15 protein-coding genes are annotated in these 15035 nt (G+C 68.4%); 6 read left to right on the top strand and 9 right to left on the bottom strand.

Annotated elements, in window-relative coordinates; translation table 11 throughout:
• Positions 1-32 precede the first annotated feature (32 nt).
• A complete protein-coding gene (locus A5892_RS02495) occupies positions 33-995 on the bottom strand; it encodes an NAD(P)H-dependent flavin oxidoreductase (protein WP_064121455.1) in 963 nt (320 codons plus the stop codon).
• Between the two features lie 149 nt (positions 996-1144).
• On the opposite strand from A5892_RS02495, the gene A5892_RS02490 reads away from it, so the two are divergent.
• Both A5892_RS02490 and surE read left to right on the top strand, forming a co-directional pair.
• Positions 1145-1684, top strand: a complete 540-nt coding sequence (locus tag A5892_RS02490; protein ID WP_064121454.1) for a GNAT family N-acetyltransferase — start codon at positions 1145-1147, stop codon at positions 1682-1684.
• Entirely contained in the window at positions 1681-2454 is a 774-nt protein-coding gene (surE, locus tag A5892_RS02485; RefSeq protein ID WP_064121453.1) for a 5'/3'-nucleotidase SurE, read from the top strand. The genes A5892_RS02490 and surE overlap by 4 nt, the downstream gene beginning before the upstream one ends.
• A gap of 80 nt (positions 2455-2534) precedes the next feature.
• Here the strand turns inward: surE and A5892_RS02480 are convergent, their stop codons facing one another.
• From A5892_RS02480 to A5892_RS02450, 7 genes are all read right to left on the bottom strand, one after another.
• A complete protein-coding gene (locus A5892_RS02480; protein WP_064121452.1) occupies positions 2535-2882 on the bottom strand; it encodes a zinc ribbon domain-containing protein YjdM in 348 nt (115 codons plus the stop codon).
• Positions 2883-3079: 197 nt separating this feature from the next.
• A complete protein-coding gene (locus tag A5892_RS02475; RefSeq protein ID WP_064121451.1) occupies positions 3080-3382 on the bottom strand; it encodes a hypothetical protein in 303 nt (100 codons plus the stop codon).
• Between the two features lie 335 nt (positions 3383-3717).
• The gene (locus tag A5892_RS02470; RefSeq protein ID WP_223302774.1) at positions 3718-4890 is read right to left on the bottom strand and encodes a cysteine desulfurase family protein; all 1173 of its coding nucleotides are present in this window, start codon (positions 4888-4890) and stop codon (positions 3718-3720) included.
• Entirely contained in the window at positions 4887-5747 is an 861-nt protein-coding gene (nadC, locus tag A5892_RS02465; protein ID WP_150123458.1) for a carboxylating nicotinate-nucleotide diphosphorylase, read from the bottom strand. Before nadC ends, A5892_RS02470 begins: the two co-directional genes overlap by 4 nt.
• A 5-nt stretch (positions 5748-5752) precedes the next feature.
• Complete coding sequence (nadB, locus tag A5892_RS02460; protein ID WP_064121450.1) at positions 5753-7390, bottom strand: L-aspartate oxidase; 1638 nt, start codon at positions 7388-7390, stop codon at positions 5753-5755.
• Entirely contained in the window at positions 7387-8652 is a 1266-nt protein-coding gene (gene nadA / locus A5892_RS02455; RefSeq protein WP_064121449.1) for a quinolinate synthase NadA, read from the bottom strand. The genes nadB and nadA overlap by 4 nt, the downstream gene beginning before the upstream one ends.
• 72 nt (positions 8653-8724) lie before the next feature.
• Positions 8725-9396, bottom strand: a complete 672-nt coding sequence (locus A5892_RS02450; RefSeq protein ID WP_064121448.1) for an NUDIX hydrolase — start codon at positions 9394-9396, stop codon at positions 8725-8727.
• Between the two features lie 220 nt (positions 9397-9616).
• On the opposite strand from A5892_RS02450, the gene A5892_RS02445 reads away from it, so the two are divergent.
• From A5892_RS02445 to A5892_RS02435, 3 genes are all read left to right on the top strand, one after another.
• Complete coding sequence (locus A5892_RS02445; protein WP_064121447.1) at positions 9617-10663, top strand: lipoate--protein ligase family protein; 1047 nt, start codon at positions 9617-9619, stop codon at positions 10661-10663.
• 108 nt (positions 10664-10771) lie between these two features.
• Entirely contained in the window at positions 10772-11449 is a 678-nt protein-coding gene (locus tag A5892_RS02440; RefSeq protein ID WP_064121446.1) for a DUF2848 domain-containing protein, read from the top strand.
• 141 nt (positions 11450-11590) lie between these two features.
• Complete coding sequence (locus tag A5892_RS02435; protein ID WP_064121445.1) at positions 11591-11986, top strand: RcnB family protein; 396 nt, start codon at positions 11591-11593, stop codon at positions 11984-11986.
• Between the two features lie 32 nt (positions 11987-12018).
• Here the strand turns inward: A5892_RS02435 and A5892_RS02430 are convergent, their stop codons facing one another.
• A complete protein-coding gene (locus A5892_RS02430; protein WP_064121444.1) occupies positions 12019-13215 on the bottom strand; it encodes an FAD-binding oxidoreductase in 1197 nt (398 codons plus the stop codon).
• A 138-nt stretch (positions 13216-13353) separates the two neighbouring features.
• Here A5892_RS02430 and norR point away from each other — a divergent pair, with 138 nt between their 5' ends.
• A complete protein-coding gene (norR, locus tag A5892_RS02425; RefSeq protein WP_064121443.1) occupies positions 13354-14928 on the top strand; it encodes a nitric oxide reductase transcriptional regulator NorR in 1575 nt (524 codons plus the stop codon).
• Positions 14929-15035: the final 107 nt, after the last annotated feature.

Genomic DNA, 15035 nt, shown 5'->3' with positions numbered 1-15035 from the left:
GAGAGATACGGTGGCCGCGGTGAGTGGCCTGGTCATCCACAGGCGCTGCCGAGCAGCCGGCGGCGAGCGTCTCGATACTCTTGCTCGATGCGCTCGACGATGCGTGCCACGGGCTCGATCGCCTCGATCGCGCCCACGCCTTGTCCTGCGCCAACCACGTCGCGCCAGACCTTGAGCCCGCCATCGCCGAGGGTGAGCTTCTCGCCGTTCGAGGCCGGCAGGGCGCTGGGGTCGAGGCCTGCGTCGCGGATGCTGGCGGCGAGATAGTTGCCGTGGATGCCGGTGAACAGGTCAGTGTAGATCACCTCACTGGCACCTGCCTCGATCAGCATCTGGCGATAGCGCTCTGAGGCGTTGGCCTCGCGGCTTGCGATGAAGCGGGTACCGAGATAGCCGAAGTCGGCGCCGAGCGCCTGGGCGGCGAGCAGGTGTTCGCCGTGGGATATCGCGCCGGCGAGCGCGATAGGCCCGTCATAGAAGCGCCTCACCTCGCCGGCCAGCGCGAAGGGGCTTAATCGCCCGGCGTGTCCGCCAGCGCCGGCACAGACCAGGATCAGCCCATCGACCCCGGCGTCGAGGGCGCGCTTGGCATGACGCACGGTGGTCACGTCATGGAACACCAGCCCGCCATAGGCGTGCGCCGCCTCGACCACCCGGTCGGGGGCGTGGAGGCTTGAGATCATCAGCGGCACCCGGTGCTCGACGCAGGTGTCGATATCCTGCTCGAGCCTCGGATTGCTCGGATGAACGATCTGGTTGACCGCGAACGGCGCGATGGCGCGCTCGGGGTGCTCGCGCCGCAGTGCGTCGAGCGCGGCGGTGATGCGGCCCAGCCAGTCGCCGAGCTGCGCCTGGGGCCGGGCGTTGAGTGCGGGAAAGGCGCCGAGCACGCCGCTTGCGCACTGGGCGATCACCAGTTCGGGCGTGGAGACGATGAACATCGGAGCGCCGATCAGCGGCAGGCGCAGCTGGGCCTTCAATTCCTCGACGGTCATCGAGCGTCTCCTCTGGTATCGACTGAACACCAGTTTAAACACTCGTTTGAAAACCGGCTCTACGACGATCGGCCGAGTCCTGGACTTACCCACGCACATCGCTGAGGATCGAGTGACCCGGTTCGATCGAGCACCCAAGGAAACCATCGATGTTCGCCGCAGTCCGTCCCGCCAACGCCCGCGATATCGCACCGCTGCGCGAACTCGCCCGTAACACCTTCCTCGATACCTATGCAGAAGGCTGCGACGCCGCCAGGATCGATGCCTACATCGCCGAGGCCTATTCCCACCAGGCCCTCAGCGCGGCATTGGAAGACGCCGATATCACTGTGCTTCTGATCGAGCGCGCGGGTGAACTGGCCGGTTTCCTGCAGCTCCACGCGGACGACGCAAGAACTGCAACCTTCGACGCCGACACTCTCGAGATCGCACGACTCTATCTCGACCGCAGGGCCCAGGGGGCAGGGCTCGGCGCGCGGCTGATCGAAGCGGCGGCCGAGCGCGCGCGCACTCTCGGCAAGCGCCGGCTCGGGCTCGGCGTCTGGCGCCAGAACGACCGGGCGATCCGCTTCTACCAGCGCCAGGGCTTCGAGATCACCGGCACCCATCGGTTCGATTTCGCCGGCGAGATTCACCACGACTACACCATGCATCGACCACTTTCCCACCATCTGGAGATCCCCGCATGAGCCAACCGATCGTCGACCGTATCCTGCTGACCAACGACGACGGCATCGACGCCCCCGGCCTCGAAACCCTCACCCGGGTCGCCTCGGCGCTGGCCCGCGAGGTGTGGATCGTCGCGCCCGCCTTCGACCAGAGCGGGGTGGCGACTTCGATCAGCCTGCACCATCCGCTGCGCCTGGCGCACTTCGGCGAGCGTCGTTACTCAGTGACCGGCACGCCGGCCGACTGCGTGACCATGGCGGTGCGCCACCTGATGCGCGACGCCCCGCCCGACCTGGTACTGTCGGGTATCAACCGCGGCGCCAACCTGGGTCGCGAGACGCTCTACTCCGGCACCGTGGGCGCGGCGCTGACCGCACTGCTGCTCGGCGTACCCACCATCGCGCTGAGCCAGGCGTTCACCGATCGCTCGGCGGTGCGCTGGGCGACCGCCGAGCGGCTGGCCCCCGATACCATCCGCCGTCTCCACGCGATCGGCTGGCCCCGGGAGGTCGCGCTCAACGTCAACTTCCCCGACGTCGCCGCCGACCAGGCCGGTCCGATCACCGCCAGCCGCCAAGGGCGCGGCACGCTCGAGACGATCGACGTGGTCGAACGCACCGACCTTCGCGACCAGCGCTACCACTGGTTCAACATCAAGCGCCGCGAGCTCGACGACGACCCGCAGAGCGAAGCCTACCTGCTGCGCCACGGCAGAATCACCGTCACCCCGCTGCAGTTCGAGCGCACCGCCGAGCAGGCCCGCACCGAGCTGGCCATGCGGCTGGGCTGAGCCCGAGCGGAGCGGCGCACGCCCCTTGAACGCAAGAAACCGGCCCGAAGGCCGGTCTCTTTCTGCGCAAAACCGCTTCTTCAGATCTTCTTGACGAACTCGGACTTGAGCTTCATCGCCCCGATGCCGTCGATCTTGCAGTCGATATCGTGATCGCCGTCGACCAGACGGATGTTCTTCACCTTGGTGCCGACCTTGACCACGAGCGAAGAGCCCTTGACCTTGAGGTCCTTGATCACCGAGACGCTGTCGCCGTCGGCGAGGACATTGCCCACCGAATCACGGATCACGCCCTGCTCGTCGCTGGCGGCGTCCGCCGCCTCCTCGGTCGAGGACCACTCATGGGCGCAAGCAGGGCAGACCAGCATCAGTCCATCCTCGTAGGTGTAATCGGCCTGGCACTGGGGGCAGGGGGGCAGCTGGCTCATTCGAAGCTCCTCGATGCTAAAGACCGGCAATTGTATAGGGTTTTGAGCAATAGCGGTGAGCGCCGATCACGACCGGACATCGAGGAGTGGGGCGCACGCAGCGACGCCCCATGCAGCGCGAGTGGGTCCACCCACCCGCGCCCGGCCCCGAAGGGCCCTTGCAGCGCCCCGGTCGCCTGACGGCCCCGGGGCATGCGCTACGGCAGGGGGGCTCCACAGTGTCTACACACCGGCGGCGCTTCCTGGCGGCGGCGTTTCACATGAAACATCTGCTCTTCGCGGCCCGCGCCGCCCTGGATCAGGGTCAGCTTCGGCGGCGCGGGCAAAAGCGTCTGGCAGCTCTCGCTGGCCAGCGGTCGCAGCTCTCCCGCCTCGTAGTGCAGGCCCATGTCCTTGAGCAGATAGGCGGGCAGGCCACGCAGCGAACGTTCGGCGCGACGATGATGGCGACGCGCGCGCAGTGTGGTGAGGTGGTCGAGCAAGCCAGCGATGAAAGCCATGGTGGCGGTCTCCAAGGGCAGTTGGAGGCCACGGACCCGGCAAAGGTGGAATGATCGGTAAAACGATGATGATCAGACGACCGCGGCAAGATCCGCGGCCGGTCGATTGATTTCAGTTCCGGGCGCGCGGCGAGCGGAGTACTCGCATCCCATGCAGGGAGACGAGGGCCGGCGCGTAATTGACTCGGAAAGAAATCATCATGATCAGGTACTCCTGAGCGGCTGATACGCCCTGATTGCAAGGCGTCGTTGGATTAAAGCCAAGCTGAACGATTAAAGCAACGCTTTTTCTCCTATGCTTTGGAACTAAATTCTTGCCCCGCTGTCATCTGCCTTCAGCGCCCGCCCAACCCCCGCACCTGCGCCACCGCTTCGACGACCGCGCGCACGGCGCGGTCGACCTGGGGCTGGTCGATATCGATGTCGAAACAGAAGCGCACTGCGGTCTGCGCCTCCTGGCGGGAGATGCCGAGCGCGAGCAGCGCAGGTGAGGGCTCGTCTTCGCCGGCCTTGCAGGCCGAGCCGCTGGAGCAGATCACACCCCGGGCCTCGAGTGCGAGCAGCACCGCTTCGCCGTGGGTACCGGGAAAAAGGAAAGACGCGTGGTGGGGCAGGCGCCGCTCGGCGGCGCCGGTGAGACGGGCGCCGGGGCAGCCCTCGAGCACGCCACGGATGAACGCATCGCGCAGTGCGGCGACCCGCTCGCCGTGGCGCTCGGCCTCCGCCCGGGCCAGGGTGAAGGCGCGGGCGAGGGCGATGACGCCCGGCAGCTGCTCGGTGCCACCGCGCCGGCCGCGCTCCTGGTGGCCGCCGTGGAGCAGCGGCTCGAGCGGTACGCCGCGCCTGAGGAACAGCGCGCCGATCCCCCGCCCGGCGCCGAGCTTGTGGCCGCTGAGGCTCAGCGCGGCGATGCCGAGGCGCTCGACGTCGATCGCCTCCCAGCCGGCGGCCTGCACCGCATCGACGTGCAGCGCCACGCCGTGGGCGCGTGCGATCGCGCTGATGCGCTCGATCGGCTGCAGGGTGCCGATCTCGTTGTGGCCGAGAATCACGCTGCACAGCGCCGCCGGAAGCGCGAGCCTGCGGGCAAGGTCGTCGAGGTCGATCAGTCCGTTGCGATCGACCGCGAGGCGCTCGAGCCGATAACCGTGATGGCGGCAGAGGTAGTCGCAAGCCCCCTCCACCGCGGGATGCTCGAAGGGAGAGATGATCAGCCGCCTCGCCGCCGGCGGGCGCTCGACGCCGAGCGCGATGCCCTTGATCGCCAGGTTGTCCGCCTCGGTGCCGCCGGAGGTGAAGATCAGCTCCCCCGCGCGGCAGCCGAGCCCGCGGGCCAGCTCCTCGCGCGCCGCTTCGAGCGCCGCGCGGGCCTCGCGCCCGGGCCCGTGCGGGCTCGAGGGGTTGGCGAATCGAGCGGTCAGCCACGGCCACATCGCCTCGAGCGCCTCGCGCCTGAGCGGCGTGGTCGCGGCGTGATCGAGATAGAGCGGCTCGGCCTCGGTCATCATCGCTCGGGCTCGAAATCGAGCCCGAGATCGAGGGCGCGGGCGCTGTGGGTCAGCGCCCCGACCGAGATGATCTCGACGCCGGTCTCGGCGATCGCCCTCACCGTGGTCAGATCGACCCCGCCGCTGGCCTCGATCCATGCCCGCCCTTTGATTCGCGCCACCCCCTCGCGCAGCTCATCGAGGGAGAAGTTGTCGAGCATCACAGTGTCGACCTTGGCCTCGAGCACCGCATCGAGCTGATCGAGCCGGTCGATCTCGACTTCTATATGCACCGTGTGCGGCAGCTGCTCGCGCAGGCGCTCGAGCGCCTGAGTGACCGCCGCGGGCGAGGCGGCCCCCAGCGCGGCGAGATGGTTGTCCTTGATCATCACCGCGTCCGATAGCGAGAAGCGGTGATTGTGGCCGCCGCCGGCGCGCACCGCGTGGCGCTCCAGCGCGCGCAGCCCGGGCGTGGTCTTGCGGGTGTCGACGATCCGCGCCGAGGTCCCGGCCACCGCTTCGACGAAACGAGAGGTGAGGGTGGCGATCCCGCTCATCCGCTGCACCAGGTTGAGCGCCACCCGCTCGGCGCGCAGCAGCACCCGCGCCGGGCCTTCGATCTGCGCAAGCGTGTCGCCGCGGGAGAAACGCTCACCGTCGGCGCGCAGCAAGCGAACTTCGACGCCAGGATCGACGGCGCGAAAAGTACGCGCCAGCACCTCGCCACCGGCGAACACGCCGGGCTCGCGCGCGGCGAGCAGCGCCCTGGCCCGGCGCTCGGCGGGAATCAACGTCTCCGAGCTGAGATCGCCCCAGGGGGCGTCCTCGGCGAGCGCGGCCTCGACCACGGCGTCGATCTGGGAAGGTGAGAGCAGCATCGTGATCACCTCATGACCAATGACAGGGGAAACGGCCGCGCCTCGGACGACTCCTCGGCGAACAGGCGGGTCACCGCCCGCCGCCGCGCGAAACGGGGCTCGGCGTTGGGAAAGTCGAGGCGATGGTGGGCACCGCGGGACTCCTCGCGGGCCAGCGCCGATTCGCAGATCAGCGTGGCGATCTCGAGCTGGTTGCGCGCCTCCAGCGCGGCGCGATGGGTGGCGAAGCGCCAGCCCCGCTGCCAGCCGGTGAGCCGCTCGAGGCTGCGGGAGAGCCCCTCGCCGCTGCGTTCGAGCCCAACCTCGCGCCACATCGTCTCGCGCAGCGCGCTAAGGGAGAAAGGCATCTCGGCGCTGGCGCCGAAGATCGGCAGGACCTGGATCCGGATCTCGTCGAAGCGCGCCGGCAGGCCCTGGCTCTCATCGCAAGCCAGCGCCTCGACCAGCCTGCGGGCGAACACCACGCCTTCGAGCAGCGAGTTGGAGGCCAGCCGGTTCGCGCCATGTACGCCAGTGCAGGCCGCCTCGCCGAGGGCGTAGAGCCCGGCCACCGAGCTGCGTCCGAGGGTGTCGGTGAGAATCCCACCCATCCAGTAATGCGCCGCGGGCGTCACCGGCAGCCAGTCGTGGGCCAGCCGCAGCCCCAGCCCCTCGAGGTGCGCGGAGATCCCGGGGAAGCGAGCCGCCAGCCGCTCGGCCTCGAGCCCGGTGGCGTCGAGCCAGACCGGCTGGCCCTGCTGTGCGGCCATGGTCCGGGCGATGGCGCGTGCGACCACGTCGCGCGGTGCGAGCTCGGCCTGGGCGTGCAGCGCCGGCATGAAGCGCCGCCCGAGGGCATCGCGCAGCACCGCGCCCTCGCCGCGCAGCGCTTCGGTGATCAGAAAGCGCTGCTCGCCGAGTGCAAGCGCGGTCGGGTGGAACTGATAGAACTCGGCATCGAGGATCGCAGCGCCGGCGCGAAACGCGCAGGCGACCCCATCGCCGGTGGCGACCGAGGGATTGGTGGTATGCGCATAGACCTGGCCTGCTCCCCCGGTCGCGATCACCACCGTTTCAGCCTCGAGGCCGAAGCGCTGCTCATTGGCATCCAGGCACTCGACCCCGCTGACCCGACCGCCATGCAGCTGGAGTTCGGCGAGCATGCAGTGCTCGAACAGCGTCACGTCGGCCCGGCGAACGTGATCGGCGAGGGTCGCCTCGATCGCGCGCCCCGTGGCGTCACCGCCGGCATGGAGGATGCGTGGCCGCGAATGGGCCGCCTCCAGCCCCACCGCCCAGTCACCGCCCTCGCGGTCGAACGGCACGCCGAGCGCGATCAGCCACTCGAGCGCCGCGGCCCCGCCGGCGCAGAGCCGGCGCACCGACTCCACCACGCAGCCGCCGGCACCGGCGACGAGGGTGTCGCGCGCATGGAGCCCGGCACGGTCGACGTGATGCAAGGCGCCTGCGATGCCGCCCTGGGCATAGCGGGTGTTGCTCTCCTCGAGCCCCGCCTTGGTCACCAGCGCCACCGGCCCGAGACCGCGCTGCTGCGCCAGCAGCGCACAGCTCAACCCAGCGACACCGCTGCCGACCACGACCAGCGCGAAGCGCCCGCGGCGCTCGGCACGAGGCCTGGGGGTGAAGCCGAACGGCCGGTTCATGGCTGCGCCGCCAGCATTCGCTCGAGCGCCACCCGCGCATCGCGCGAAGTGGCGGCATCGACGCGGATGCGGTTGCGCACCTCGCCCTCGACCAGGCCATCGAGGATCCAGGCCAGGTAGGCCGGGTGGATGCGGTACATGGTCGAACAGGGGCAAACCACCGGATCGAGACAGAAGATGGTGTGCTCAGGATGCTCCCGGGCGAGCCGCTGGACCAGGTTGATCTCGGTGCCGATCGCGAAGGTCGCCCCGGGCGGCGCGGCTTCGATCGCCTTCTTGATGTAGTCGGTCGAACCCGCCTCATCGGCGGCATCGACCACCGCCATCGGGCATTCGGGATGGACGATCACCCGCACGTCGGGAAAATGCCGCCGGGCGCTTGCGATCTGCTCGACGGTGAAACGCTTGTGCACCGAGCAGTAGCCATGCCACAGGATCACCCGCGCGCGCTCGAGCGCATCACGCTGGTTGCCACCGAGCGGGCGGTTCGGGTCCCACAGCGGCATCTGGTCGAGGCCGATGCCCATCGCCTTGGCGGTATTGCGCCCCAGATGCTGGTCGGGGAAGAACAGCACCCGCTGGCCCTGGGAGAAGGCCCAGTCGAGCACCTTGGCGGCGTTCGAGGAGGTGCAGACGATACCGCCATGGCGGCCGCAGAAGGCTTTCAGCGCCGCCGATGAGTTCATGTAGGTGACCGGTATCACCGGTGCCCGCCCGCTGGCGTCCCGCGCATCCCCCCACAGCTGCGACAGCGCCTCCCAACAGGCCTCGACCGAAGCGAGATCGGCCATGTCGGCCATCGAGCAGCCGGCACCGAGGTTAGGCAGCGATACGGTCTGGCGCTGGTCGGAGAGGATATCGGCGGTCTCGGCCATGAAGTGCACGCCGCAGAACACGATCGCCTCGGCCTCCGGCCGGTCAAGGGTCGCGCGGGCGAGCTGGAACGAGTCGCCGACGAAGTCGGCATGACGCACCACCTCGTCGCGCTGGTAGAAGTGGCCGAGGATCAAGAGCCGCTCACCCAGCGTGCGCTTGGCGGCGATGATCCGCGCCTTAAGCTCCTCGTCGCTGGCATTGCGATACTCGCCCGGCAGCGCCGACTGCCGTGGCGCCTGGTCGGGCAGCTCGTCGGTCTCGGAGGCGCCCGGCCCGTAGGTGGGAATCCGATCGAAGCGCCAGGGATCGGTGGCGAGCCCGGTACTGCAGTGAGCGCCTGCCTGCGACTTCTCGAACGCTTCAAGGGAGGTGGCGATGGTCGACATCGACGGCTCTCCTGTAGAGGTGCGCGAACCAACGACCTGCGGGCGCACGGATGGAACGGCGAAAAACGGGCCTCAGGCCCAAGGGTTCGGGGTCGTCCCCGGTACCTCGACATAGCGATAGAGCCGCGGCGGGCGATGGCGGGCGCCGCTTTGCATTTCGCCGGTGGCGGCCAGGCTCTTCGAGGCCGCCATCTGGCGGCGAAAGTTGGCCGGATCGAGCGGGCGCTGCAGGATCGCCTCATAGACGCTGCGCAGCTGGGCGAGGGTGAAGGTCTCCCCGAGCAGCCGGTGGGCGATCTGCGCGTACTCGACTTTGTTGCGCAGCCGCCACAGCGCGTAGTCGACGATCAGCTGGTGGTCGAAGGCCAGCGCCGGCAGCGCATCGGCCGGAAACCAGCACACGTTGTCGTCCGCTTCGCTGCGGCTGGCCTCATCGTTGCCGACCAGCGCCCAATAAACGATCGAGACCAGCCGTTGGTCCCCGGAGCGCGCCGGATCGCCGAAGGCATAGAGCTGCTCGAGGTAGCGTGGCGCAAGCCCAGTAGTCGCCTTGAGGTTGTGCCGCGCGGCCTCGCTCAGGCTCTCGTCGATCCCCAACGGCCCGCCCGGCAGCGCCCAATGGCCCTCGAAGGGTGCGCGAATGCGGCGCACCAGCGGCATCCATAGCGCCGGCAACGCTTGGTCGTCGGTTTCCCGCAGCGCGAAGATCACCGTCGAGACGGCGATCTGCGGATGATCGGTCATCGGATTTCCAAATATTCTCGATCGACTTAAAGTCAAAAAAACCTTAACTCTTTTACAAAGCATATCCCCACCACGCCGCGGCTGTCCAACCATCAGCGTCAGTGGGACGACCAAAGTAGAAGCCCCCTCGGACCCTACGCCGGCCATCGTAGCGTCACCTGCTACGCCGCCCGTGCTGCTATGATCGAGAACAATTCTCGAATTCGCACAGAGGCGCGGCATGCACGGTGAATACAAGGTCCCGGGCGGCAAACTGGTGGTGGTCGACTTGGACGAAGTCGACGGCAGGCTGAGCGGCGTAAGGCTCTCGGGGGACTTCTTCCTCGAGCCCGACGACCTCCTGGAGCGGATCGATGCCGCGCTCGAGGGCGCCCCCGCCGGGCTCGACATAGAGGCGCTGGCGGCGCGGGTCAGGGCCGCGCTGCCAGCCGACGCGACCCTGCTCGGCCTGACCCCCGAGGCGGTCGGGGTGGTGGTGCGCCGTGCACTGGCACAGGCCAGCGAGTGGCGCGATCACCGCTTCAGCCTGATCCACCGCGCCCCGGAGGCGCCCGCGCTGCACATGGCGCTCGATCAGGTGCTCGCCGAGGAGGTCGCCGCCGGCCGGCGCGGTCCGCTGCTCAGGGTGTGGGAATGGGCCAGCCCGGCGGTGATCATCGGCAGCTTCCAGTCGCTCTCCAACGAGGTCGATCTCGACGCCGCCCGTGCGCGCGGCGTCGCGGTGATGCGCAGGATCAGCGGCGGTGGCGCGATGTTCGTCGAGCCGGGCAACACCATCACCTGGTCGCTGGTGGTGCCGGAGTCGCTGGTCCAGGGACTGAGCCTGGTCGACAGCTACGCCTTCCTCGACGACTGGGTGATCAATGCGCTCCAGGAGCTCGGCATCGAGGCCCGGTACGTACCGATCAACGACATCGTCTCGCCCGCCGGCAAGATCGCAGGCGCTGCGCAAAAGCGCCTGCGCGGGGCGGTGCTCCACCATGTGACCATGGCCTACGACATCGACGTCGACGCGATGCTCGCGGTGCTGCGGATCGGCAAGGAGAAGATCTCCGACAAGGGGATCAAGAGCTCGGGCAAGCGTGTCGACCCGCTCAAAAGCCAGACCGGGCTGCCCCGCGACGAGATCATCAGTCGCATGTCCGCCTCCTTCGCCGCCCGCGCAGGCCTCGAGCCCGGCGACCTCACCGCCGCTGAGCTCGAGCGCGCCGAACGCTTGGCCAGGGAAAAGTTCGAGGATCCCGCTTGGCTCGCCCGGGTGCCTTGAGCGAGCCAGGGCCCCCATGGGCTTCGAATTGGTGAAACCCTGTGCGGGTGACCATCGACGATGAAGACCAACTACAACGACAACCACTGAAGACAACCAGGAGCCTTCATGCCCACTCTCTCTTTCGAACTCACCGGCCACGGACCGATCCAGGTCGCCATCGATCAACTGGTGATCGCCGGCTGGGCCGGACGCGACCAGGCGGCGGTCGAGGCACACATCGCCGAGCTTGCCGAGCTCGGCGTACCGCGCCCGAGCCAGGTGCCGTGCTTCTACCGCCTCGCCGCCAGCCTGCTCAGTAGCGACCAACGGCTGCAGACGCCGGGGCGAAACTCCTCCGGCGAGGCCGAGGTGGTGCTGATCCAGGCGCCCGAGGGCCTGCTGCTCGGCATCGGCTCGGACCACACCGACCGCAAAGTGGAGAGCTACGACGTCACCGTCTCCAAGCAGCTCTGCGCCAAACCGATCGGCCTTGAGCTCTGGCGCTTCGAGGAGGTCGCGCCACACTGGGAGCGTCTGCAGCTCAAGTGCTGGCGCAGCCGCGATGGCGCGGACGAGCTCTACCAGGACGGCGAGGTGGCGAGCCTGCTCGACCCTCGCGACCTGATCCAGCGCCTCACCGGCGGTGAACGGCTGCCGATCGGCTGGGCGATGTTCTGCGGTACCCAGCCGGTAATCGGCGAGCTCGGCCACGGCGATGCCTTTGAGGTTGCGCTGATCGACCCGGTGCTCGGCCGCGAGCTGCGCCACCGCTACCGGGTCGAGGCGCTGGAAGTGGCGTCATGAGCGAAACGACGCTGATCGGGCGCGGGATAGCGCTCGACGCTGCGGCCTCACCGATTCAGACGAAAAGCCACGATCGATGATCATTTCTTGCACGCCAGTGGTTCATCTTGAGTACTGAACCCAAGGCATGCAGAGGTGCCCATGCGTAATCAACGATCCCTGGCGATGCTGCTCAGTACACTGCTGCTCGCCTCTCCGCTCGCCATGGCCCAGCAGAACGGCCACTCCCAGGGCCAGCATCAGACCCAGGGCGGTCAGGGGCAGAGCAAGAATGGTGGCCACGGCCAAGGCGGAGCACGACAGAGCGGCCAGGGCGGGCAGAACCAGGCGAAGCGCCAAGGGCCGAGTCCTCACCAGGATTGGCAACGTGGCCAAGCGGTGCCGCAGCAGTATCGCGGCGGCAACTACGTGGTCAACGATTGGCGCTCGCGCAATCTGGCGCCGCCACCGAGCGGCCAGCACTGGCTGCAGGTGAACGGCGACTTCGTCCTCGCCGCGATCGCCACCGGCGTGATCTATTCGATCATCAGCCGCTGACCAGCCACTCCCTCCTCCAAAGTTCGAAAACGTCAGCCAAGGGATGCCGCCAACCCCTGGCTGGCACCGAACCACTCATGCCGGCGCCGATCCTCGGCAACGCCCCGCTCGGCGAGCAGCCGCTCGATCTCGGCCATGAAGCCGGCCGGGCCGACGAAATAGCAGCTCGGCAGAGCCTCTCTAGACGGCAGATAGCAATCGAGCAGCGCACCATCTATCCGTCCCCGCAGCGCGGGATCACCGCCCCGGCTGTAGCGCGTGACCGGCGTGAAACGCTCCGGCCAAAGGCCCGCCAGAGCAGCGGTCTCGTCGGCGAAGGCATGGTGCTGCGGATCCCGGGCACCGTGCAGATAGACGACCCGGCGACCAAACGCCAGCGCCCGTTTGGCAAGGCCCAGCATCGGTGTCTGGCCGATACCGGCGCTGATCAGCACCACCGGCCCATCGCCTTGGTCGAGGGTGAGCAGGCCGGTAGGCGGGGAGAGCAGCAGGGTATCGCCGATCTCGAGTCGATCATGTAGATAGCGGCTGACCACGCCCTGCGGGTGGCGCCGCACACTGATCCGGTAGTGCGCCGCGTCGCGGTCGGAAGTCAGGCTGTACTGGCGCGGATGGCGCTGCCCGTCGATCTCGGCCACCACGCTAAGGTACTGCCCCGGCTCACCGGCGAGGATCGCGCCGCCGTCGCGGGGCGCCAGATGAAACGAAGCGATTCCATCCGCCTCATCGACCCGCGCGACCAGTTGGAACGGCCGCAGCCCTTGCCATCCGCCACTGCTTGCGGCGAGTGCCTGGTACTGGCGACGCTCGGCGCCGATCATCCGCTCGGCGAGCTCGTCGTAGAGCGCGCGCCAGGCCACAGCGACTTCCGCATCCAACGGCTCGCCCAGCACTTCGCCCAGCACTTCGCCGACCGCATCGAGCAGGCAGTCACCGACCAGCGGGTAATGCTCGGGCCGCACCGACAGCGACACATGCTTGTGCACCGCCGGGGCGATCACCGCGTCCGCGCAGCGAGGGTCCTGCCGGGCGATGACGTACTCGAGCACCATCCGCGCCAGCGCACGGGGCTGCGCTCCACTACGCTGGTGGGCGGGGTTGAACATCGCCACCACCTCGGGGTGGCGATCGAACAGCAGCGGATAGAACCGCGCAGTGATCCGCTCGAGATGTTCGGCGACGAACGCGGCCGTCTGGGAAATGAGGGTTTCCTGGATGAGGGTAGGCATGCGAATCTCCGTGGAAGCTGGCCCCTGTGGCCATTCATCCAGCTGCTTGGCAAGCCGCATGCCAATCTTCAATCAATTGAAAATCATGAATATTTTCTCCGCAGAGGGTCATTTAGACCTCGCCAGGCAGGAGTCGAAATGACCCTGGATGTACAAATGACTCCGCTATATGCCGCCCTCGCTGCGCTGCTCCAGGCCTTCGAGCGGCGAAGCGCACCGCCCTGGCAGACGGTGCTCGAGGCGGTGATCCGCCGCTATGCCTGCGATGCGGCCACGCTAATGGTCGCGATCGACGACCGGATGCTGCGACCGGTGGCGATTCACGGCCTGCCGCTCGAAGTGCTCGGGCGCCATTACGGTCTCGACGACAACCCTCGTCTGGAGCGGATTGCGGCGGCGAACGGCGTACACCGCTTCGCCGCCGACGAGCCGCTGCCCGACCCCTTCGATGGACTGCTCTCGCCCCGAGGCGAGGATAACGGCGAAGACCTGCCTCTACCGCTGGAGGCGCTCGAGCACGTCCACGACTGCATGGGAGTGGCGCTGCGTGATGGCCAGCGGCTGATCGGCATGCTCACCCTGGATGCCCTGCACCCTGGCCAGCTCGATCGGATCGACCACGACGAGCTGCAGGCGGTCGCGGCGTTGCTCGGCACTGGCCTGCACCTGGCCGAGGAGCTCGGCCGCACCCGTGAGCGCCTGGACGCGGTGCTGACCGATACCCTCGGCGAGCGCGAACAGCCGAGGTTGGACGGGCGCAGCCGCGTGATCGCCCGCTTGGACGAGGAGCTGACGATGGTGGCAGCGACCGACTTCGCGGTGCTGGTCGAGGGCGAGACCGGGGTCGGCAAGGAGCGCGTGGCGCGCCTGATCCACCAGCGCTCGCCGCGCAGCACCAGGCCGATGGTGCGGATCAACTGCGCGGCGCTGTCGCCGTCGCTGATCGAAAGCGAACTGTTCGGTCACGCCCGCGGCGCCTTTTCCGGCGCGGTGCGCGACCACCGCGGCCACTTCACCATGGCCGACGGCGGGACCCTGCTGCTCGACGAGATCGGCGAGCTGCCACTGGCGCTGCAGCCCAAGCTGCTGCGCGCGCTGCAGGAAGGCGAGATCCAACCGGTCGGCGCCGAGCGGGTCCAGCGTGTCGATGTGCGCGTGATCTGCGCCACCAACCGTGACCTGGCCGCAGAGGTAGCCGCCGGACGCTTTCGCGCCGATTTGTTCCACCGCCTCGGCGCCTACCCGATCAGCGTGCCTGCGCTGCGCGAGCGCGGCGACGATGTGCTGCTGCTCGCCGGTATCTATCTCGAGGACAACCGCGTCCGCCTTGGGCTGCGCAATCTGCGCCTGTCGCCCGCCGCCGCGGATGCGCTGCTCGGCCACTCCTGGCCGGGCAACGTGCGTGAGCTCGAGCACGTGCTCGGTCGCGCGGCGCTGCGCGCTCGCGGCGAACGCGGCTCGATCGTTACGCTCGAACCCATCCACCTCGGCCTCGGCGCAGGCGAGCCACCCGCCCCCGCCATCGTCGTTCCACCAGCGCCGGCGTCGGATACGCCCGGTGCCGACCTGCGCACCCGGGTCGATGCCTACCAGCGCGGCCTGATCGAGCTGGGGCTGGCCGAAAGCCAAGGCAACTGGGCGGAATGCGCCCGCCGCCTCGGCATCGACAAGAGCAACCTGCATCGGCTGGCCACGAGGCTGGGGCTGAAATGAAGCGACCGGGACAAAATTGAAATAGCCGCGCCCGCTCGAAGGAACGGCAAACGCCGAATATCCACCGGCGGGCAGTGTGCTTCCCAGCCGATCCCTCTATCCTATGG

Origin of the sequence: Halotalea alkalilenta, from assembly GCF_001648175.1 — a bacterium.
Lineage (GTDB): Bacteria > Pseudomonadota > Gammaproteobacteria > Pseudomonadales > Halomonadaceae > Halotalea > Halotalea alkalilenta_A.
Note: the sequence above shows the minus strand (reverse complement) of the source record. Positions and strands in the feature narration are given on the sequence as shown.